Below are 19,778 nucleotides of genomic sequence, written 5' to 3'. Positions count from 1 at the left end.
GTCGTTTCGCTAGGAACGTCTTGGAGGACCGGAGGTTTGCCGCACCGCAAGCTCGGGTTCCAGGAGCGTCTTCGTATATTTGCCGCTTGGCTTGCCGTCTTCCCGTATAATCTCGATCAGCTTCTCCGCCGCCCGGTAGCCCATCTCGTATTCGAACTGCTTGATATGCGTGAACGAGCTGAATTCCTCGACGATCGAAGTCGGGTCGTCGAAGCTGACGATGGACACGTCGCCCGGAACGTCGAGTCCGGCTTGCTTCGCCATTTGATAGATTTGCACGGCCAGCCTTCCGTTAAGCGTAATGTAAGCGGTGGCCATCTGATTCGCGATGTACCGGTAGAGCGGATGCGACTTCATATCCTGCAGATTGACATTCTCGACCGTGAAGTCCGTAATAATATGCGCCGGATTGATCAACGCGCCTTTCGCCTTGAGCGTGCTCATATAGCCTTCTATTCGCTCCTGTACCGTGACGGTCTGGATCGGCGAATCCGAGCAGATGGCGATCTCCCGGTGACCGAGCTCCCACAGATGCTCGACCGCAAGGCTCGTGCCCAGCCGGCCGTCGGCCGCGATATAATGCGTCTCTACGCCGGGCAAATAACGATCGATCAGCACGAACGGGAAGCCGGCGAATTTCATCGCCAGAATCTCTTCGTTGTACTGCTCCTCGTCGACCGGGAAGATCAGCAGTCCTTCCGCCCCGATCGCCTTGAGCGTCTTGATCGCCTCTTTCTCCTTCTCCAGAACGCCGCCGGAGAGCAGGATCACGATGCGGTAGCCTTCTTCTTCCAGCGCGTTGCTGACGCCATCCAATAGGCGGATCGCGAAGAAATCATAGATGGACGGCATGACCAGTCCGATAATCCTCGTGCGGCCGCCGCCCTCCGCCAAGGACTTCGCTCCGCCGACAGACGCAGCGGACAACGCGGAAGCGGTCGCCGCTTGAGACGACGCGCCTTGCTCCGCACCCTTCTTGTCGCTGACGAAGCTGCCGCGCCCCGGCACCCGGGTAATGATCTTCTCGTTCGCAAGGCCGGTGAGCGCGTTGACGACGGTAATTTTGCTGACGTTGAACCGTTCCATCAATTCCTTCTCCGTCGGGATGCGCTCGCCTTCCTTTAATCCCTCGGTGTCGATCAACTCGCGAATATAATCCTGTATTTTCTGATAGAGCGGAACCCGATCGTTCGTATTCATTCCCATCACCAATCTTCAGCGAAATATTTATATATATAATATATTCTGACCTTATATTATGCAACCGAAGTTCAAATCACGCCTACAACAGGCGCAAAGTCTCATCACCTCTCCGTAAAACGCGACAATCGCCGCAGCCGGCCCTGTCCACACGAGGCAAAAAACAGGTGAAATCTCGTTGTTGATGATAAGTTTTGTCGAAGTACTTGAATTGTTTATGTAAAATATATTTAATATGAGTTGAGGGGAGTTACATCTATCCCGATGCTAACGAACGCCCAAGGAGGTGAGGCAGAGGAGCATTCCCTGCTTTTCGATAGGAATAAGGAAGATCTTGTTTCACCATACCACGATAAATCGAGGTGTTCAATCGTGATTCGAAAGCTAACGGCCGTCAGTTTGGCAATCGTATGTACCATGTCCTTCACGATGGGGGCAACGGCGGAATCCGGCGTTCAACAAGAGGCGAAGAAGCACGGCAGCAGCATCTCATGGCCGAAGGGCCAGGCGCTCCCGACATTCGCCAAAACGAAGAAGCTGGAGGTAGCGGACATCTACGACGCGCCCGGCGACGAGAAAATCTTGATGGCGACGCTGCAAGGGATCGTGAACCGCAAGGAGCCGCGTCTCTATTTGATCGAGAACATCGAAGAAGGCAAATTCACCTGGCTTAACGATCTCAACGTTGCCTATCAGGTTCACGAGGACTATTGGAATATTGTGAGCACGTTCAAGTCGGAGCTGAAAGGCATCATCGTCTACGACCCCGCCGTTCCCGACTCCATCAACGTCGCGACGACGCTTGCCGGCTTGAAGGATGCCGTCGTGGCCAGCCCCGCGCTCGCGGCCAAGCTGACCGGCGCGCCTTTTCAATTGAAAGTGCTCGAGGATTTGCGGGGCAAGTTCAAGAACCGGCTGGACGCTTATACGTGGCAGTTCGAGAACCTGTGGAGCCAGACGACGCATCGGATGCTGATCGGCCTAAGCCCCGATACCTCTATTCGCATCCCGTCCGGGCTGCCGGAGTCCTTCCGCACGATCGCGGAGGACACGACGCAAGAACGCGACGCCCGCAACCGGAAGGTGTACGATCTCGATCTCGCTTCGTTCCTCGGCCAATCCGACGTCTATCTCCGATTCGACGATGCGTTCACGCAGGATGGCTGGGGCAGCGCCGTGCACGAAGTCACGGTCAAAGCCGACGGCCAGACGATCGCGCAATTTATTCCGGGCACGCCGGAGGAGGAGCCTTTCCTCTACGATCGTCAACAATCGCAAGTGTCGTCCGGCAGCGGCGGCCACCGCTTCGCCGACAACGGCCGCTATTTCGTCTACCGCTTCACCCCGCCGGCCGGCACGGCGCAATTGACCGCATCGGTCGAGATGTGGAACCAGTATAAGGTTTCCGCCGGCAGCGTGCAGCCGCCATCCTCCGAGCATAAGGAGCCTTATGGCTATCTGCGCGACTACGCGGTCGCCAACAAAGCGATGGTATTCTGGCTCGACTCGAATATTCCGGAGCAGCGCGATCTGTTCGAACGCATCCTGTCCGCCGTCGATCCGGGAACGCCGTATTTGGGCTGGTTCAGCAATGACGTCGAAGGCGAGTTCAACTCGGTCGAAATTACGTCGCGCCATAGCGTCTATGTGCTGGCCGCCGACTGGTTCAGCAACTTGACCGTCTTCTCCGCCGCCACGAAGAACGCGAAGCCGCCGAAGCCGACCCGGAAGCCGAAGCTTGCGAACAAAATCTATGTGACCTACACGTTCAGCGAAGGCGACAACTTCCAATACAACCAGCACCGGATGCGGATTCTGTGGGATGATCCGAACCGCGGCAAGGTGCCGCTGAACTGGACGTCCAGCCCGCTCCTCTACGACGGCGCGCCGGCGATACTGAATCATTATCTCGAGACGGCCACGGACAATGATCTGCTGATCTCCGGTCCTTCCGGCGCCGGGTATTTCTACGCCAACGCTTGGCCGGACAGCACGTTCGCGCCATACCTGAAGCAGACGTACCATTATTTGAAGAAGACCGGCATGACCGTTCCGTACGTGCTGAACCGCATCGACGGCCAGAACGTACCGCTTAGCGAGACCAAAGCGAAAGCTTATGCCGAGGACTACCGCGCGTCTGGCGTCTTCCTCAGCTGGGAAGACCGACATGGCATCGAGATTCTGAACGGCAATCTTCCGGTCTCCACCATCCAAGGCATCAGCACTGCCCAAGACGGCAAAGCCGTGCTCGATAAAGCCAAGGCGGACTGGGACGGCAAGTCGCCGCTCTTCGTCTCGCTCGGCCTGCTGGCTTGGAGCATGACCCCGTCGGATATCGCTGCCCTGCAGGAATCGCTCGGGCCGGAATTCGAAGCCGTCCGCGCCGATCACTATTTCGCGCTCGTTCGCGAGGCGAACGGGCTGCCGGTCAAATAAATTAGCCATAGGCGACAATCGGACGGGGCAACCAGCCTCGTTCGATTGTTTTGCCTATTTCAAAGGAGTGATTGATCATGACGACCGCCTTTCGCCCCGCGTCCGTCCCGCTGATTACCGTCGATCCATACTTTAGCGTATGGTCGCCGGCCGACCGCCTAACCGACGCGGATCCCGTCCATTGGACGGGCAAGCGCAACAGCCTATGCGGCTTGATCCGAATCGACGGACGCGCCTATCGGTTCATGGGCAGCTCCCTTTTCGCAGAGAGTGCCAAGGATGAAGAGACGCCAGCCATGGCGCAAACCGCCTTAACGGTAGAACCGCTCACGACCTCGTATGCGTTCGAAGCCGGCGGAATCGGATTGCAGATTCAATTTGCGACCCCGCTGCTGCTGGAGGATCTGGATCTCTTGTCGCGGCCGGTCACGTACATCACCGCCCGCGTCCGTTCCATTGACGGCGCCCCGCATCAAGTGAAGCTCTATCTCGATCTGTCCGGCGAATTGTGCGTCCACTCGCCCGATCAGATTGTCGGCTGGTCGCGCGTTCCTTTGAACGAGACAATTACCGCCCTCCGGATGGGCACGGCGGAGCAGCCGATCCTCGCTCGGGTAGGCGATGATACGAGAATTGACTGGGGGTACGCTTATCTAGCCGCCCTTCAATCGGAGCATGCGGAGGTGAAATCGGTCATCGGCTCCAGCGAAACAAGAGTGCGATTCGCCAGGACCGGCATGCTGCCCGAGCATGACGATGCCGGCCCGCCCCGAGCCGTCTCTACGGATTTGCCGGTCATGGCGGTCACCATGGATTTCGGCCAAGTGGACGCCGCGGCCAAATCCGCCTTCGTCGCAGCCGCCTACGACGACGTGCTGGCGATCGAATATTTCGGCACGCCGCTTCCGGCCTACTGGCGCAGGAACGGCGCGGCGTTCGAAGACATGCTCATCTCCGCCATGACGGAATACGACGAGGTCCTGGCCCAATGCGAACGCTTTAACCGGAGTCTGATTGAAGCAAGCGCGCAAGCCGGAGGCGCCAAATACGCGGAGCTGCTCTCGCTTGCGTACAGGCAGGCGATCGCCGCGCACAAGCTTGTATGCGACGAGGCGGGAACGCCGTTATTTTTCTCCAAGGAGAACTTCAGCAACGGATGCATCGCCACGGTCGATGTCAGCTACCCGTCGATCCCGCTGTTCCTCCTCTATAACCCGGAGCTGGTCAAGGGGATGATGCGGCCGATCTTCCGCTATGCCGCCAGCGGCGAATGGCGCTTCGACTTCGCGCCGCACGATGTCGGCTGTTATCCGAAGGCGAACGGGCAGGTCTACGGCGAGAACAAGCTGGAATACCAGATGCCGATCGAGGAATGCGGCAACATGCTCATCATGGCAGCCGCCGTATGTGCCTATGAAGGCAAAGCGGACTTTGCCCGCGAGCATTGGGAGCTGCTGTCCAAGTGGGCGGCGTACTTGAAGACGCACGGGCTGGATCCGGACAATCAGCTGTGCACGGATGATTTCGCCGGACACTTGGCGCATAATGCCAATCTGTCGATTAAGGCGATTATCGGCATCGGCGCTTATGCGCGGCTATGCGAAATGCTCGGGGATGCCGGGCACGAAGAATATGCGGAGACCGCGAAGGAGATGGCTGCCCGATGGGCGGACATGGCCGCGGCTGGCGATCACTACAAGCTGACCTTCGACAGCCCTTCCGATTCGTGGAGCTTGAAATACAATCTCGTATGGGACCGTCTGCTCCGTCTCGGACTGTTCCCGGCCTCCATCGCGGAGACGGAAGTCGCGCATTATCGCGCGAAACAAAACCGGTACGGGACGCCGCTCGACAGCCGCAACACCTATACGAAGGCGGATTGGCTCGTCTGGAGCGCCTCGCTGGCCGCGTCGAAGGCCGATTTCGAGGCGATGATCGCCCCGCTCTGGCTGGCGCAGCAGGAGACGACCAGCCGCGTGCCGCTGAGCGACTGGTACGATACGGTGACCGGGAGCCAGATCGGCTTTCAGAATCGTTCGGTGGTCGGCGGCCTGTTCATCGCCCTGCTTGAGCCTGCCCGAGCTGCCGTAACGCCCGCTAGGCCTGTAACCGCCTGAACCAACATCAGTCAAAAAAAAAGGATTACTCCGCCTCAGCAAGGCGGAGTAATCCTTTGATTGTTTTGGTCGTTTATTCGCTTCATTAACCCTTCGTCACTTGATCGCGACCTGGGTTTCATACCGCCGGAACACCGGATCTTCGCCGGCGACCATCATGCCCATCCCCCAGTCGAAATGCGTCTCCGCGATGGGGGCATCCGCCGGATCCCGGTATTGGAACAGCACGTTGCGGCGTGGCCTGGCGCTGCGGTTCACGTCGGACCCGTGAATCGTCAAATAATTGAAGAACAGCACATCGCCGGCTTTCGCCGGCTGCGGGATGCCGAGCGCGATCGGGTATTCGCGATGATCCAGATAATGCCGGCCGACATGCGGCAGCGGGCCCTCCTTGTGCGATCCCGGTATGACGCGCAGACAGCCGTTCTCCTCGTCGGCATCGTCGAGATGGACGCTGGCCGCGAGCATGGAGTGGTTCGCATGCGGGAAGTACGGATAGTCCTGGTGCATGGGGAACGCCGCGCCTTTCTCTGGCGGCTTCACCAGCATTTTCGTATGATGGAGTTGGACGTTCGGTCCGATCAGCTGTTGGAGCACGGCCACCATATTGGGATGCGCGACGGCTCGCGTGAAACACGCATCGTGGAACTGAAGATCGTGGAACCCTTTCAGCACGAGCTTCTTCAGCTCCTCGGCCGGAATAAAGTCTCCCTGCCAAGCATGATTGTCATCGAACTTCGCTGCCGCGGCCTTGCGGATCGTCCGCTCCACCGCGCCGCGCATCTGCTCGACCTCCTCCGGACTGAATACGCCCCGGACGAGTACATACCCGTTTTCCTTGTACAAAGCGGCCTCTTGCGTAGACAACATTAGCATCTCCCCTTCATTGCTCGTTCGTCTTCCTTCCGCTTTTATCGTACGCGTTTTGACGTTTTTCGTATTGTCACCAGCCGAACATCGTTTTGTCGGATTCGGACATTTTGCGCGCAAGGAGAGCCTGCCATGGAATACGAGACTTTCGAACAAGCCGCCCATATTTTGCAGACGGCCGTGCAGACGTCGGCTGACGATCAGCTGGCGTTCGTCGTCCATTATTGGGGGGCCGCGAGACAACATCAGACGAACAGCCCACATCGACATTCCTTCTACGAAGCTTGCTACGTCCTTGATGGCAGCGGCGAATACGAGGAGGGCGGGATCACGCACCCCTTGAAGCAAGGAACGCTCTTCCTCTCCCGCCCGCATGTGCCTCATCAAATCCGGAACGAGCGGATGGCGCTGCTCTGGGTGGGCTTCGATCTAATCCCTGACGGCACCAGCCCGCGATGGCTGGACCGCTTCGAACGCATGACCGCGTCCGGCCCGCTGGTGCTCCATCATGCAGGCGAGAGCGCGCTCGTCCATGTATGGCGAGCCCTATCCCGTTCGGCCATGCAGGTGAGCGAGGACGAGCAATTTCTGCTCGAGCGCATGACGCATGTCATGCTGGCCATGTTTCCGCAGACCTTTCTCGGGAGCGACTCCCCGCCGATTGCCGGAACGCGCCGCGCCGGCTCCAAGATTGTGAAGCAGGCCGAGAGCTATATCCGGGACAATCTCGGCGAACCGCTTCAATTGGAGCAGGTCGCCCGATACTTCTACCTGTCCTCGCGCCATCTTGCCCGGCTGTTCCGGCAGGAGCTGGGCACGACGTTCACCGGCTATGTTCAGATGCGCCGGCTCCAGGAGGCGGCCCGGCTGCTGCGGGAATCCGAGCTGTCCGTGAAGCACATCGCCGACGCGACGGGGTTCGGCACCGTCCATTATTTCACCCGGCTGTTCCGCCAGCACACCGGCACGCCGCCGGCGCTCTACCGGAGCCGGCAGCGAGGGGCCGAAGCTGAACTCGTTCAACTGAAAAAGAAGCCGTAGTCGGATGGTCCGAACTACGGCTTCTTCACTTTCGCTTACACCCTCAACAAACCACGGAAACCTCTAGCCCCGTAATAGGATTCGGCGCCATTATGGTACATGAAGACCCGGTCATAGCGACGATCGCAGAAGATGGCGCCGCCGAGCTTTCGAATATCGGCAGGCGTCTGCACCCAGCTCGACGACTTCAGATCGAAGCTGCCGACCTCCTGCAGCTTGCGGTATTGTTCTTCTGTCAGCAGCTCAATGCCCATCTCTGCCGCCATCTCGACCGCGCTATTTTGCGGCTTATGCTCTTTGCGCGACTCCAGCGCTTCGCGATCGTAACAAATGCTTCTGCGCCCCTTCGGACTTTCCGCCGAACAATCGCAAAAGATATATTCCCCCGTCTCCGGGTCCACCTCCACGATATCCGGTTCGCCGCCCGTGCGCTCCATTTCATGCAGCGACCACAACTTGTCCGGGTGAGCCTCGAGCTTGGCTCGGACATTCACCCACTCCAGCTCGGGATGCCGGGTCATGTTTTTCTCGAAACGCGCTTTCAATGCTTTGAGCAGCCCTTCCAGTTGATCCGGCGCTAGCTCTTTTTCACTGCTGATGGGATTTGTGGTCATATTCGTGTTCTCCTTCAACGATGGATTAACCGTGGGCAGTCGATATGTGCCCTGCAGCTCGATAGTCCGGTATTTTCAAGGATACATGGACGATGAATTGAAAAGCAATGGTTTGCCAAGTACCCTCCATTTTCATCGTGCACGAGTCATCATTTAGATGACCCGCAGCTGACACATAACGTTGCATTCGGCGTGCGCAACGGCTTCCCGCAAGATCGGCAAGGATCGCCAAATAGAGAGATCCGATGATGCATAATTGCATTGTAATGCATATCAGCAACACCGGTTATTCGCTCATATTCCTTCACCACGGGCATGAATCGATCCTCCATGGACGTCGGTTCAAATTGTATTCCTTGCTCCTGCCTACACGCATGTGTCTCTTTCATGCCATGTCCATACAACTCTTGAATCCGAGCATATTCGTCTTCATCTAACATCGGCATTTCGCTCTTGCAACGCCAACACCACATTATTTTCATTGACAGCTACTCCATATTTTCGAGACTTGTTATGGCCTTATCCAGAATTTCTTCTTTAATCGGTTTGGGTATTTCATATCGATTGTTTCTTAACGCATATGGGTTGACCTCAACGCTTTTTCCCGCATCTGCTTCTTTCTTTACAATACTGGCGATGGCATCTAACGGATTCGACGATTCACGCAAAAGCAAGACCTTCAACTCTCCCAATAATTTACGCCGATTGACGTCCTGAAATTTCAGCAGTCCATTCGTGCTTCTTAATTGCGATTCATAGTCGCCAAAATGATGAATAACTTCCCAATCGAACCACGTTGATTGAAGCACATGAGACAGGTTCGGCATGTCCTTCGCATGCCAATACGCTAGTCTCTTGGTCCTAAGATCCATATGGAACCCCGCCTCCGGGAAGGTAGGCGTCCACTCTTCCAAGGACATTCTTTTATAACCATAAGTTCTATCGATGTTAGGAATCAAATCCGGGCCATACGATAAATATTCGTCTAGGTCGCCCCATAACGGAAACAGAAGCAAATCGTCATGAGAAAACGTAATGCTTGCCACCATATTTACCCAACTCTTTTCTTCCGGAGGCGCAAAGCGGATATCAACGCGTTCAGCGCTGGATTTGGTTAATACGTTTCCCTTCGGATAACCAACATAGGTAGCCAAATCTACAATCCCCTCATAAGCCCACTGGACTTCCCAACCATGCCACGTACATCTCAACAGATCCAAATAGAGATTTCTGAGCGGGATGTCGCACAGGATATCTTCACCACCGTAGAGGACTAATTTCTTCAAATCTAGATCAATGACTGCCCCGCCTTCTGCCCAGACATCATCCAACCATCCGGATTCATCCACTTTTCGCTGCATCTCGACGAATGGAATGGCGAACTGTTCGCCCCAAAATAAATCTGTAGGCAGCGTATTCGCACACCAATGACTGTAAAACAACTCGTAAGATTGATTTCTAACAATGAGTAAATTCGCTCGTTGACCCATTATCCTCACTCCATTCCACCGTGATGCCTAAGCGTTACTATTCCATCTTCACAAGAAAAACCCTTCCAAAGAAGAAGGGTTTACAGGGATATGATTTATGAGAGATAAGGCCGCAACTCACCTAACGCTCGATCCGAATCGCATCCTGCTGCGCTCTCAAGCACAGCTCCGCCGCCATGAAGGCATGCTCTTGCGTCATCGCATTCTCGGTCCGATGCAGGCAGTCCAGGATGAGCTGACCGAAGTACGGATAGCCAACCTGCCCGCTGACGTTAACATGGTACTCGCCTTCCCGATTGACCAAGTAGACATGATTGCCGCTGTTCTCGCGGGCAACGTCAATATATTTGCGCAGCTCGATGTAACCTTCCGTGCCCAAAATAAGGGTGCGTCCGTCTCCCCACGTGCCTAAGCCGTCCGGCGTGAACCAATCGACTCGGAAATACTGCGTCGCTCCGTTGTCTCCCACTAGAGCGGCGTCGCCGAAGTCCTCCAGCTCCGGATAGTCGGGGTTGTTATAGTTGGCGATTTTACTGTGCAGCACCTCCGCCTTCTTGCAACCGGCATAAAACAAGAATTGCTCGACCTGGTGGCTGCCGATGTCGCACAGAATACCGCCATACTGCTCCCGCTGGAAGAACCAATCCGGCCTGGACGGCGCGTTCAGGCGGTGCGGACCGAATCCGGTCACTTGAATCACCCGTCCGATCGCCCCTTGCTCGATGAGCTGACCGGCGTACACCGCCGCTTCCACATGGATCCGTTCGCTGTAGTATACCGCGTATTTCTTGCCGGTCTCGCGCACTTTGGCACGGGCCGATTCCAATTGTTCCAGCGTCGTGAAGGGCGCTTTATCCGTAAAGTAATCTTTGCCGGCGTCCATCACGCGAAGCCCCAGCGCGCAGCGCTCCGACGTAATGGCCGCCCCGGCAACCAGATGAACCTGCGGATCGGCCAGAATCTCCTCCTCGGATGACGCGATCTTCACTTGGGGATAGGTTCGCGCGAACGCTTCCGCTCGCGTGGGGATCCGGTCATACACCCACTTCAAGGTCGCGCCTGCTTCAATCAGCCCATTCACCATGCCATAGATATGCCCATGGTCGAGCGCTACCGCGGCGATCGTGAATTCGCCCGGGCCCACCACCGGGTTCGGTTTGCCTTTCGGCGCATAGTTCATGCCGTCGCTCTTCGTCATCGTCTTGACCTCCGCCTCGGTTATGATTTTCCGTTATAGCTGCTGCCTGTCGTAATCTTCAGATCCGCGAAATTCTCCACGGAGGCGCCCTTCTCGTAGAAATGCGGCACCTGCTTCATGAGACCTTCCCGCGTATAGAACGGATCGTCCTTCTGCAGCGGAAGCGCGACCCTCTCGCCGGTGCTGGCGGATTTGTAAATGCTCGTGATGAGCTCTAGTGTGCTTCGTCCGCTAACGCCATCGATGAGCACCGGCGCTCCGGTCTCGATGGCCTGCAGCACATTATCGATCTGCGCGGCGTGTCCTTCGTACGGCAGATCCGGCAGCTCGTCGTAGTAGCGTTGAATTTTCTCCTCGAGCGATTGATCCCGCTGCGGGAAGCCGTTCGGCAGCGACTGCGAAGCCGTTACGCGCCATGGCGCCGAGATCCGGGCATGCTGTCCTTGGAAGATGAACTGCTGCTCTTCGCCATGATGCACGACGGAGCTTGTGATTTGACCTAAGCTACCGTTCGGATATCGGAGCACCGCGATGGACAAGTCCTCCACTTCCGCATTGTCATGCGCGACGTTGCTCATATACGCGTGAAGCTCGCTTGGCTGCCCCAGCATCCAGAGCAAGGCGTCGATATGATGTACCGCATGATTCAGCGTAGGGCCGCCGCCCTCCTTCTCCCACGTGCCCCGCCACCACAAATCGTAATAGCAGTGGCCGCGCCACCAGAACGAATCTACTTGGGCATGCAAAATGTTGCCGGCCATCCCGCTGTCCAGCACGCTTTTCAGCTTCATGATCGGATTGCGGAACCGGTTCTGCGCGACGACGGACAACACCTTCCCGCTTCGCCCCGCGGCTTCGATCATCGCGTCGCATTCTTCAAGCGAAGAGGCCATCGGCTTCTCCACGAGCACATGACTGCCGGCATGAAGGAAATCGATCGTAACCGGCGCATGGACGAACGGAGGCATGCATATCGATACCAGGTCGATCCCCTGATCCAGCAGCTCCTTGTAATCCGTCACGATCACGGCATCCAATCCGAATTGCTCCCGCTTGGCTTCCGCTTTCTCGGGATACAGATCGCATAAGGCGACAATTTCGCAGCGGTCCTTGAATTGCAGATAGCTTTCAATATGCGCGGACGAGATCGCTCCAGTCCCGATAATCGCGACTTTTAACATGACAGTGCCTCCCGGAAAATGGTGGTGATTCTTATCCCAATCATAGCGGAGCAGATGAAGGCATTGTACTTCCGGTTAAGGCGGAAATGACGCTCTGTTGCGGTTTTGTAAGCGTTCTAGTTGTCGTCGCTGATCCGCTTCGTTATAGTGTGGATAAAGGCATCGCCTACATGATGAAGTGATAGGAGCGAGTGACTTGCCGGTTGCAACGAGTAATTATAGCGAGGTGCCCTTGTATTTCGCCTACAAACGTAAAAGCGTCAATAACGAGCATAAAGAAACGTTCCACTCCCACCTCGGAGTCGAGCTGCTGCTGATTCATCAGGGGAGCGGGACGATGATCGTGAACAACAACCGTTACGAGATCAAGCCGGGCATGCTCTGCATCTTCCAGCCTTTCCAGCTCCATCACCTGACGCTCGACTACGCTGACGATCAGTGCTTCGAACGATCGATGGCCATTTTCGAACCGACGATGTTCGAGCATTATTTTGCGCAATGGCCGGGACTGCACAGCTTTTATAGCTTTATCTGCTCCGGACAGCTTCCTTTCCCCTGTCTGTATGCGCTGCATGATCTTCCGCTGATGGAGCAATTGTTTCAAATTATGAACGAGCGCTTGCCCACCCTGACGGAGACGGACAACCACGAGGAAATCTCGCTGTTCCTGGTGAACCTGTACCGACTGCTGAAGCAGGAATGGGAAAGACAGAATCAGCATGCGACCCGCTATCCCAAGCGCCGGAAAAACCATCAAGTGGAGAATATTCTGAACTGGATCGAGGCCAACTACGCCGTTCCGTATCGGCTGGACGATATGGCGAGGTCTCTGCATATCTCGCCGTTCCACGTGTCCCATCTCTTCAAGGAAGCGACCGGCATCACCATCACGGAATACATCGGAACGCGCCGAATCCATCAAGCCGTTCGGCTGTTGACCACGACGAACAAGCCCGTCTCGCTCATCGCCGAAGAGGTCGGGCTCATGAATAGCTCCTATTTCTGCAAATTGTTCAAATCGCATCTGGGGATTACCCCCCATCAATATCGCAAAAAATGGGCGCGGACTTAGACGCTCCACAGAAAAGCAAGAACCGTGTATCCTTCGCTAAATTCCGAGATACTTCCCGGTCGATCGTGCTAATTTCGAGCCAAAAAAATAGCGGCGGCGGTGCCCCCCCTAGAGGCCCCGCCGCCGCTCAGCTGCTAAAGATGCATGGTCTTCATCCCAGGGCGCCCGCTGCCTGCACCGCTTGCATCGCTTTCTCGTAATCCGCTTCATCGACAATGACGGTCAACAGAATATCGCGACCCGTCACCCGGTTCTCTACCCCGCCTGAGCTCATCCCACTGGCGCTGACGCTGGCGGCGGATAGGATCGAGGCGTCCCGCTCGGAGAAATCGCCGCCGAGCGTCAAATACCCCAGCCCGGGAAAATCGCTTGTAATCGGATTTTCAATATGATCGAGGCCGTTGCCGGGATAACCGTCGAAACGGTTGATCGAGCTGTCCACGATTCGAAGGGATTTCATTTGATTCAGCGCCTCTTCCGCTTGGTCGGGGCTGTTGAAATAGGCCAAAATGCTTTTCTCCGCCATTAGAGCAACCTCCTCAAGTTCATATGCCTTGCGCGTAAGTTACGGACTCAACGACGAGGTGTCGGATGGAGCGCCCAGCTCGCCGGCATCAACGCTATCGTTAGCTGTGAAGCTGCTCTGCATCAATTGTCCATGCTCCAGCTGTTCCTCGGTTTCCATGATGCCGCTTGCGATCTGGCGCATCTCATCCTTGCAGGCCGTGAGCTGCCAGAAATTCGATTTATGCTGATAGGCCTCCGGATTGGCGCTCTGCTGCGTGGCGTCCGGCTGGTGCTCGAGGTCGTTTTTCCCCTCGCCTGCCGCCTGCCGGTAATCCTCCGCGGATGCGGTCATCATGTAGTCGAGCGATTGAATAATTTTCCGTACCTGGACCTGGCATCCCGCCAGATACTCCCGCTCTTGACCCGCGTGACTCGAGAAGGCTTGCTGCTGCTGCGCGGTCTCGATATAGCGGCCCAGCTCGCTGAGCTCCTGCTGGATCGCTTGGACAGCCAGCGTATTACCGCCCAATGGAATCCCATTCAACAGATTCTGGACGATCTGAACCCGGTCGCTAACCGCTTGAAGTGTATCCGCCATCTGTATCTTCCAACTCCTTCGCTCACCAACGCTACAGGTCGGTTACCTATTGTCGTCATCCTCGTTCTGGCGCTTGTTGCAGGAATCGATCGATGCCTAAGCCGCCTTGCCGATTGTTCATCACGCTACTGAACCAGTATTTAACTCGAGCTGGGAAATTATTCGCCGATTGCCGTCCTGGACGAAACCACTCGGTCCGAGATGTGCATACGAGCAGCTAAACTAGGGACGCACGCCTCTGCCGCCCGCTCCGCCTCGGCCACCGCCGCCATGCGATGCGGTAATTTGCGTAATCGCTTCGCCATTGACCGTCACCTCGCCGCCGTTCAATTGAGCTGTGCCATCCGCGTCGAAGGCGGAAGCTGCGTCGACTTGAATCGTGCCGCCATTAATGATAATATCGCCGTTCGAATCAAACGCATCCGTATCGCCGCTCGCCATGCTGACCTCGATCGTGCCGCCGTTGACTTCAATCGCGACGTTCGAGTCGACCTTAGGCGTGGCGTTAATGCCGTCATTGTTCGCATACAACGTAATGTGACCATCATTCACCTTGATCGTATTCGCCTCGATGCCCTCTTCGGACGTCTCGATATGAATGGTGCCGCCGTCGATTTGGACGAGGTTGTTGGCTGTGATGGCATCATCGGCCGCGGTAATATTCAACGTTCCGCCGACGATATAGATATTCCCCCGAGCAGCATCCTCCTCATTCTCGCTATGCAGGGCATCCTTATCCGTATCAATCGTAATCGTTCCATCGTGAATTAGAATCGCATCGTTGGCTTCCAACGCATCCGCCGAGGATTGAATCGTATATTCGCCGCCGGTAATTTTGAGATCGTCTTTGGACGAAATCCCGTTGCCTTGCTGAGATTCGATGGCCAATGCGCCGGTTCCGTTCAGCGTCAGATCCGCCTTCGAGAAAATGACCGCATCCACATTCGTATCGCCATCCGCCGTATAGCTTCCGGTCACGTTCATGTCGTTCTCGCTATCGGTCGTGGTCACGAACACTTTATCCGCTGCTTTTACATAAATAGCCGGCGCATCCGCATTCGTGATCCGTACGCCGTCCAGTACGAGTTGAACCTTCGCCTCCTCGGCCGCCTCGACCACGACCGTCACATTTTCAACCTCGCCGCTTAAGACATAGACGCCTTCCTGGCTTAGCAGCACATCTTGATTGCTCTGCAGTTTCAATTGCGTCGCCTCCGCAAGGTCGGCCGCCTGTTCGAGATCCCGATCACTGAATAATGCCGTCGTGTCGGTATTCGCTGCCTCCGCTGCGTCTGCCAACGTTTCGGTCGTCGTGGCGCCAGACGTTTCGGTTGCGGTTGCGCTGCCTGTTGCGGTCGACGTTTCGGCTGCCGTTGTGTTGACCGCATCGTTTACCGACGCGGTTGAGTTTGCGGTTGGCGCTGCTGCGACAGCGCCGGTGGTGTCGACTTCCGCCTGGGAGCACCCCACGGCCGATAAAGTAAGTAATGCCGCCAACGTGATGGCGCTAATCGTTCTCATTTTGTTCGTTTTCATTCGTAAACACTCCTCGTATGTTAAGTGTAATTCGTCCGTAGGTTTGGAAAGCGGGATCGCTGGAGGACTTATCTGTATCCTACTGCGGTGATCTTAAATCAAACTTAAATGAGGGAGGCGATTGTTGTGCGTGTCGGATAGACGGGAACAACAAGGGAGAAATAGAAAGATCCCTCGGACGTTCTTGTCCGGGGGATCTGACTGGAAATCTATTTATCGTTCTCTTCGTAAGGTTCAAAAATGTATCATCGCAGAAAATGTCATCTTCCGGAAGAATCAATTCAAGACAATTTCGTTGGTTCGGTAAAGCCAATATAAACGAAGATGTCAGAATAAACCTGACTCCAGAAGAATTTTTTGTAATCATGCTTCACGTGTTGATCAAATCCCAACTTAATTTCTTGGCAAGTTTGGATGTAGGAATTTATGACTGTATTAACACCAAATTAATAGTGGTCACTGGTTATCAGGACGAACTGGTTCGTAGAATTCCATTCCACCTTGTAACCGAAAACTTCACTGATAAATCGGAGCGGAACAAACGTCTGGTTTTGAAGCACCTTCCCCGGAGCGTCTAGTTGAGTTACCCAACCGTTCACGAGCGCTTCGGCTGCTCCGATCTTATACACGAGTGTAATTGAATCCTTTGTCGCTCTGATGGTACCTTTCTGAAATTCCACATTTGCACCAAGTTTCGTGAAGAGCTCTCGCATCGGAACATATACCCGCCCACGAAATAGCATCGGTGGTGAGGATAATGCCATCGATTCGCCGTTTAACAGAACAGTGATAGAATTACTCCCCACCCCCGAGCCTTGCACAGTCGTCAAAGGCGCACCGCCCGCCTTCATCGTCGGCTGGTCTGTAAAAGCTATCAAATAGGCATTTGGGTTATTATTTCGATTCCGAATGCCTACCGCATATAAAGTACCGTCTGACCCGCTGACGACAGAGCCACTGGTTACGTTCCATAAGGAAGGAGGCATGATGTCGTATCTCCACTTTCGGGAAAAATCCGGATTATACGCATCCAGATAACCAAACTCCCCAGATACATACAACACACCCTCCTTGCTTAGGAACGGTTTTCCGAAAGGTGATCCAACGTGGATCGTCTGCTCGAGCGTACCGTTCAGTCCATATATATAAATCGAATTGCCATTGGGATAATAAATTCTTGATTTCCAAATAGCAGTCTCACCGACATTATCATTTCCGAAGTATGCCGTACTCCATGAAATCTTGCCACTTGAATCGATCGAGAAGAGACGGTTTGAGCCTAAGACTATTTGCCCATTATCGGTTAGTATGGGAGCTTGTTTGGTTTCAAGCACCCCGTCCAGCTCCGTTTGCCACTGTAGCGCCCTTTCTTCATCAAAAGCGTATACCGTTGAGTGGTACTTCTCATATGACTTCGTTCCAAACTCGTTGGTTACCTCGTACACATATGGGTCAGATGGCTCAGCGCCTTTTATCAGCTTTGTATAAATAACATATACCCACCCATTCTTGCTGACAGCCGGCGGAGAAATCCATCCGTTAGCTGCGTTTAGCTTTAGTTCCCACAGATGATTTCCCTGTACGTCTATTGCGTGAATCTCACCTTGATTACGGTCCGTTACATATAGAACCTCGTCCCGATATGTCGGCGTTCCATACAGTCCGTTGCTCAATACAGATGCCTTCCACAAAACGGTCCCGTCATCACTTCGAAGAGCAATCAGCCCACCGTCGACAATGTATACCGTTTCTCCGACTACAAGCGGTATACTTGTCGCCTGGTCCAACGGGTATGTCCATTTGAGCATACCGTCTTCGCGATAGGCAGTGAGCGTACCTTTCCGATCATCGCTAATGGGCTTGTCTTTTGAAACAACATAGATGTTGTTATCAGGTCCGATTACGGGGGAAGACGGTAAACCATTAACGTCCACCTTCCATTTCACCTTCATCGTTTCAGGCATCTCTGTCCACGATGCCTCCGCAATTTGGGCAGTCGATCCTAACCCAGCACTTCCGATAAAAACGCATAAGAACAGGAGAATCCATCTTGTTGAACATAAACGATCCACTAATATTCCTCCATCACGCCTACTATTAAAACTCTCTCATAGTTTACCAAGAAATAGCTCCTTGGGTCACCTTCCTGTTTTATCCACTCCGTCTAGTCTCTCACCATCTCTATACCATATTAATTCGGGAACTCTCGCTTCGTTTTTTTGAGTCATTGTCCTCCTCAACATTTTTGTTATATTCACAATCGACATTATACTCATTAAATTCTTCTTGAAGATATACTGCTAATTTATGAGCAATAGTTCTTTCATTCAAATCATGGCTTAATAAATAATGATCATATTCAAGCAGCTTTTGAAATTGCTCTATCAACTGATTTTTATGCGATTTTCTATATCGCCTTCTTCTGGGGAAGGCGCTTGCGCTTCGTCTCGCCGCGAGCATAAAGTCCGACCTGCAGCTCGCCGTTCGTCCGGCCGACTTGAAGCTGCGCTTTGTTCCGGTAGCCCCACGGCTCGTCCATGTCGATGATCGGTCTCTTGATCGTGACGACGATCCGATCGCCGGCTTTCGCTTGATCCGCGGCACCCGCCGATCTTATGCTGCTCGCTGTACCTTGTGGCACGGTTCGCGATCGATCGCTGTTCGGCGGCTTGTCCAGACCGCTCCGCCAGTCCTGCCGGACGCCGGCTCTTGCTCTGGCTTCCGCTTGACCCAGTTTGGACTTCGATGTCGCGGCCGTTGCGCGATCGCGCCGGTGGTTGAGTTGCTGTTGTTGGCTTGGTCCCTGCTGCCGCGATGGGTTCCCTTTGGGTTCCCTTTGACCATAATGACAAACGCCCTCCGCAAAATGGATAGAAGTTCATCCCCGATAAACGATGCGCACGCTCTGGCTGGCTAAGAATTACCTAAATTATACCAAATTACACATTCGTTCTCCAAACGAAAAGCAGACTCCAAGGCCGGAAATCCCGCGCCCAAAGCCTGCTTGCACACATCGCCCACGCCTATCGGGTTAACGCGTTCCACCTGTTCGCAGCGCGCCGCGCCCGAGTTCGAATGCGGCTTCGTCCACCCAGCGTCCGCCTGCAAAATCCCTTCCCCTCACAACGACGCGATCCGCGTACACATCCACGAAGTAGCCTTGGCTGCCCGCCTTATGCTCATCCTCGTCCGTCCACAAATACCCGACCGAAGCGGCGTTAAGCATGGCCGGCCCATGGCCGCCTCCGATATGCAGCGCATGGGGCGCTTCCAGCTCCCAATGCGTGTGCCCGCTGAACAGCATAACCTGCGGATAACGGGAGACAATCGCGTGCAGCTCCTCGTCCTGAATGACGCCGTGCCACCCTTGCGCTTCGAGCGAGCCGGATACGGTATTCTTGAGCGGCTGATGCAGGAAGACGAAGACCGGCTTCTCTTCATTCGCGCCGCGAAGCTGTACGTCCAGCCACGCCAATTGCTCGCCCGACAGATAGGCAAAATCCTTCCGCTCCGGCTCCACCTGCTCCGACCCGAGGAACAAGAAGCGGTACCCGCCGACCTCGTGCGCATGATACGGACCCGGCATCCCCGTATATCGCCGGAACCGCTCTAGCTGCGCTTCCGCCTTGCCGCCGAACAGATCATGGTTGCCATGCGCGAAGCGGATCGGGACCGACAGCCCCTGCTCGCGGCATTGCGCCCAGATCCGCGCCATCTCGACGTACTCCGCTTCCCAGCCATGGTCCGTGATATCCCCGACATGCATAATGCCGATGCTGCCTGGTTCGAGGGCGGCGATATCGAGCAGCGCCCGTTCGAAATTTCGATTATGGACATGCTGCGCATCCGTTGTCACATGGGTATCGGTTATCACTTGAAAACAAGCCAGTCTCCCGTTCTGCTGCATAGCCAGCCACC

At 55.1% G+C, this 19,778-nt stretch carries 16 protein-coding genes; 4 read left to right on the top strand and 12 right to left on the bottom strand.

All coding sequences use genetic code 11. The annotated features are described in order from the left end of the window. Positions 1 to 9 precede the first annotated feature (9 nt). A complete protein-coding gene (locus ACFSKT_RS00995; protein WP_377719937.1) occupies positions 10 to 1,200 on the bottom strand; it encodes a GntR family transcriptional regulator in 1,191 nt (396 codons plus the stop codon). Between the two features lie 372 nt (positions 1,201 to 1,572). Between ACFSKT_RS00995 and ACFSKT_RS00990 the strand changes: the two genes are divergently transcribed. Beyond that, a complete protein-coding gene (locus tag ACFSKT_RS00990) occupies positions 1,573 to 3,636 on the top strand; it encodes a GxGYxYP domain-containing protein (RefSeq protein ID WP_377719936.1) in 2,064 nt (687 codons plus the stop codon). A 77-nt stretch (positions 3,637 to 3,713) separates the two neighbouring features. Further along, positions 3,714 to 5,753 (top strand): glutaminase family protein, encoded by a 2,040-nt coding sequence (locus ACFSKT_RS00985; RefSeq protein ID WP_377719935.1) that lies wholly within the window; start codon positions 3,714 to 3,716, stop codon positions 5,751 to 5,753. 96 nt (positions 5,754 to 5,849) lie between these two features. Here ACFSKT_RS00985 and ACFSKT_RS00980 read toward each other — a convergent pair whose 3' ends face one another. Then, a complete protein-coding gene (locus tag ACFSKT_RS00980) occupies positions 5,850 to 6,623 on the bottom strand; it encodes a phytanoyl-CoA dioxygenase family protein (protein ID WP_377719934.1) in 774 nt (257 codons plus the stop codon). Between the two features lie 132 nt (positions 6,624 to 6,755). Between ACFSKT_RS00980 and ACFSKT_RS00975 the strand changes: the two genes are divergently transcribed. Then, positions 6,756 to 7,664 (top strand): AraC family transcriptional regulator, encoded by a 909-nt coding sequence (locus tag ACFSKT_RS00975; RefSeq protein WP_377719933.1) that lies wholly within the window; start codon positions 6,756 to 6,758, stop codon positions 7,662 to 7,664. Between the two features lie 35 nt (positions 7,665 to 7,699). Here ACFSKT_RS00975 and ACFSKT_RS00970 read toward each other — a convergent pair whose 3' ends face one another. The 4 genes from ACFSKT_RS00970 to ACFSKT_RS00955 form a co-directional block, all read right to left on the bottom strand. Continuing rightward, positions 7,700 to 8,278 (bottom strand): DUF4256 domain-containing protein, encoded by a 579-nt coding sequence (locus tag ACFSKT_RS00970; RefSeq protein ID WP_377719932.1) that lies wholly within the window; start codon positions 8,276 to 8,278, stop codon positions 7,700 to 7,702. A gap of 488 nt (positions 8,279 to 8,766) precedes the next feature. Next, the gene (locus ACFSKT_RS00965; RefSeq protein ID WP_377719931.1) at positions 8,767 to 9,768 is read right to left on the bottom strand and encodes a hypothetical protein; all 1,002 of its coding nucleotides are present in this window, start codon (positions 9,766 to 9,768) and stop codon (positions 8,767 to 8,769) included. Between the two features lie 121 nt (positions 9,769 to 9,889). After that, positions 9,890 to 10,966: a Gfo/Idh/MocA family protein gene (locus ACFSKT_RS00960; protein ID WP_377719930.1), complete on the bottom strand. Its 1,077-nt coding sequence runs from the start codon at positions 10,964 to 10,966 to the stop codon at positions 9,890 to 9,892. A gap of 20 nt (positions 10,967 to 10,986) precedes the next feature. Next, positions 10,987 to 12,147, bottom strand: coding sequence for a Gfo/Idh/MocA family protein (locus tag ACFSKT_RS00955; RefSeq protein ID WP_377719929.1), 1,161 nt, complete (start codon positions 12,145 to 12,147; stop codon positions 10,987 to 10,989). A 196-nt stretch (positions 12,148 to 12,343) separates the two neighbouring features. On the opposite strand from ACFSKT_RS00955, the gene ACFSKT_RS00950 reads away from it, so the two are divergent. Next, positions 12,344 to 13,219: a helix-turn-helix domain-containing protein gene (locus tag ACFSKT_RS00950; RefSeq protein ID WP_377719928.1), complete on the top strand. Its 876-nt coding sequence runs from the start codon at positions 12,344 to 12,346 to the stop codon at positions 13,217 to 13,219. A 151-nt stretch (positions 13,220 to 13,370) separates the two neighbouring features. Here ACFSKT_RS00950 and ACFSKT_RS00945 read toward each other — a convergent pair whose 3' ends face one another. The 6 genes from ACFSKT_RS00945 to ACFSKT_RS00920 form a co-directional block, all read right to left on the bottom strand. Then, complete coding sequence (locus tag ACFSKT_RS00945; protein WP_377719927.1) at positions 13,371 to 13,745, bottom strand: hypothetical protein; 375 nt, start codon at positions 13,743 to 13,745, stop codon at positions 13,371 to 13,373. Between the two features lie 39 nt (positions 13,746 to 13,784). Continuing rightward, positions 13,785 to 14,324 carry a hypothetical protein gene (locus tag ACFSKT_RS00940; protein ID WP_377719926.1) on the bottom strand — a complete coding sequence of 180 codons (540 nt, stop codon included), beginning with the start codon at positions 14,322 to 14,324 and terminating at the stop codon, positions 13,785 to 13,787. Between the two features lie 222 nt (positions 14,325 to 14,546). Next, on the bottom strand, positions 14,547 to 15,860 hold the full coding sequence (locus ACFSKT_RS00935) for a carbohydrate-binding domain-containing protein (RefSeq protein ID WP_377719925.1): 1,314 nt from the start codon (positions 15,858 to 15,860) through the stop codon (positions 14,547 to 14,549). 446 nt (positions 15,861 to 16,306) lie between these two features. Beyond that, on the bottom strand, positions 16,307 to 17,824 hold the full coding sequence (locus tag ACFSKT_RS00930; RefSeq protein WP_377719924.1) for a stalk domain-containing protein: 1,518 nt from the start codon (positions 17,822 to 17,824) through the stop codon (positions 16,307 to 16,309). Between the two features lie 443 nt (positions 17,825 to 18,267). Continuing rightward, positions 18,268 to 18,501, bottom strand: coding sequence for a hypothetical protein (locus tag ACFSKT_RS00925; RefSeq protein WP_377719923.1), 234 nt, complete (start codon positions 18,499 to 18,501; stop codon positions 18,268 to 18,270). Between the two features lie 390 nt (positions 18,502 to 18,891). Continuing rightward, the gene (locus tag ACFSKT_RS00920) at positions 18,892 to 19,767 is read right to left on the bottom strand and encodes a metallophosphoesterase family protein (RefSeq protein ID WP_377719922.1); all 876 of its coding nucleotides are present in this window, start codon (positions 19,765 to 19,767) and stop codon (positions 18,892 to 18,894) included. Positions 19,768 to 19,778: the final 11 nt, after the last annotated feature.

The organism is Paenibacillus xanthanilyticus (assembly GCF_042682185.1).
GTDB lineage: Bacteria > Bacillota > Bacilli > Paenibacillales > Paenibacillaceae > Paenibacillus_Z > Paenibacillus_Z xanthanilyticus.
The sequence above is the reverse complement of the archived record's forward strand: the minus strand, read 5'-3'. Positions and strand labels throughout refer to the sequence as shown.

Coding starts and splice junctions, on each gene's coding strand:
- ACFSKT_RS00945 (WP_377719927.1), bottom strand. CDS start 13,745: ATGGCGGAGAAAAGCATTTTGGCCTATTTCAACAGCCCCGACCAAGCG.
- ACFSKT_RS00960 (WP_377719930.1), bottom strand. CDS start 10,966: ATGACGAAGAGCGACGGCATGAACTATGCGCCGAAAGGCAAACCGAAC.
- ACFSKT_RS00975 (WP_377719933.1), top strand. CDS start 6,756: ATGGAATACGAGACTTTCGAACAAGCCGCCCATATTTTGCAGACGGCC.
- ACFSKT_RS00930 (WP_377719924.1), bottom strand. CDS start 17,824: ATGCCTGAAACGATGAAGGTGAAATGGAAGGTGGACGTTAATGGTTTA.
- ACFSKT_RS00920 (WP_377719922.1), bottom strand. CDS start 19,767: ATGCAGCAGAACGGGAGACTGGCTTGTTTTCAAGTGATAACCGATACC.
- ACFSKT_RS00985 (WP_377719935.1), top strand. CDS start 3,714: ATGACGACCGCCTTTCGCCCCGCGTCCGTCCCGCTGATTACCGTCGAT.
- ACFSKT_RS00980 (WP_377719934.1), bottom strand. CDS start 6,623: ATGTTGTCTACGCAAGAGGCCGCTTTGTACAAGGAAAACGGGTATGTA.
- ACFSKT_RS00965 (WP_377719931.1), bottom strand. CDS start 9,768: ATGGGTCAACGAGCGAATTTACTCATTGTTAGAAATCAATCTTACGAG.
- ACFSKT_RS00935 (WP_377719925.1), bottom strand. CDS start 15,860: ATGAAAACGAACAAAATGAGAACGATTAGCGCCATCACGTTGGCGGCA.
- ACFSKT_RS00940 (WP_377719926.1), bottom strand. CDS start 14,324: ATGGCGGATACACTTCAAGCGGTTAGCGACCGGGTTCAGATCGTCCAG.
- ACFSKT_RS00995 (WP_377719937.1), bottom strand. CDS start 1,200: ATGAATACGAACGATCGGGTTCCGCTCTATCAGAAAATACAGGATTAT.
- ACFSKT_RS00970 (WP_377719932.1), bottom strand. CDS start 8,278: ATGACCACAAATCCCATCAGCAGTGAAAAAGAGCTAGCGCCGGATCAA.
- ACFSKT_RS00955 (WP_377719929.1), bottom strand. CDS start 12,147: ATGTTAAAAGTCGCGATTATCGGGACTGGAGCGATCTCGTCCGCGCAT.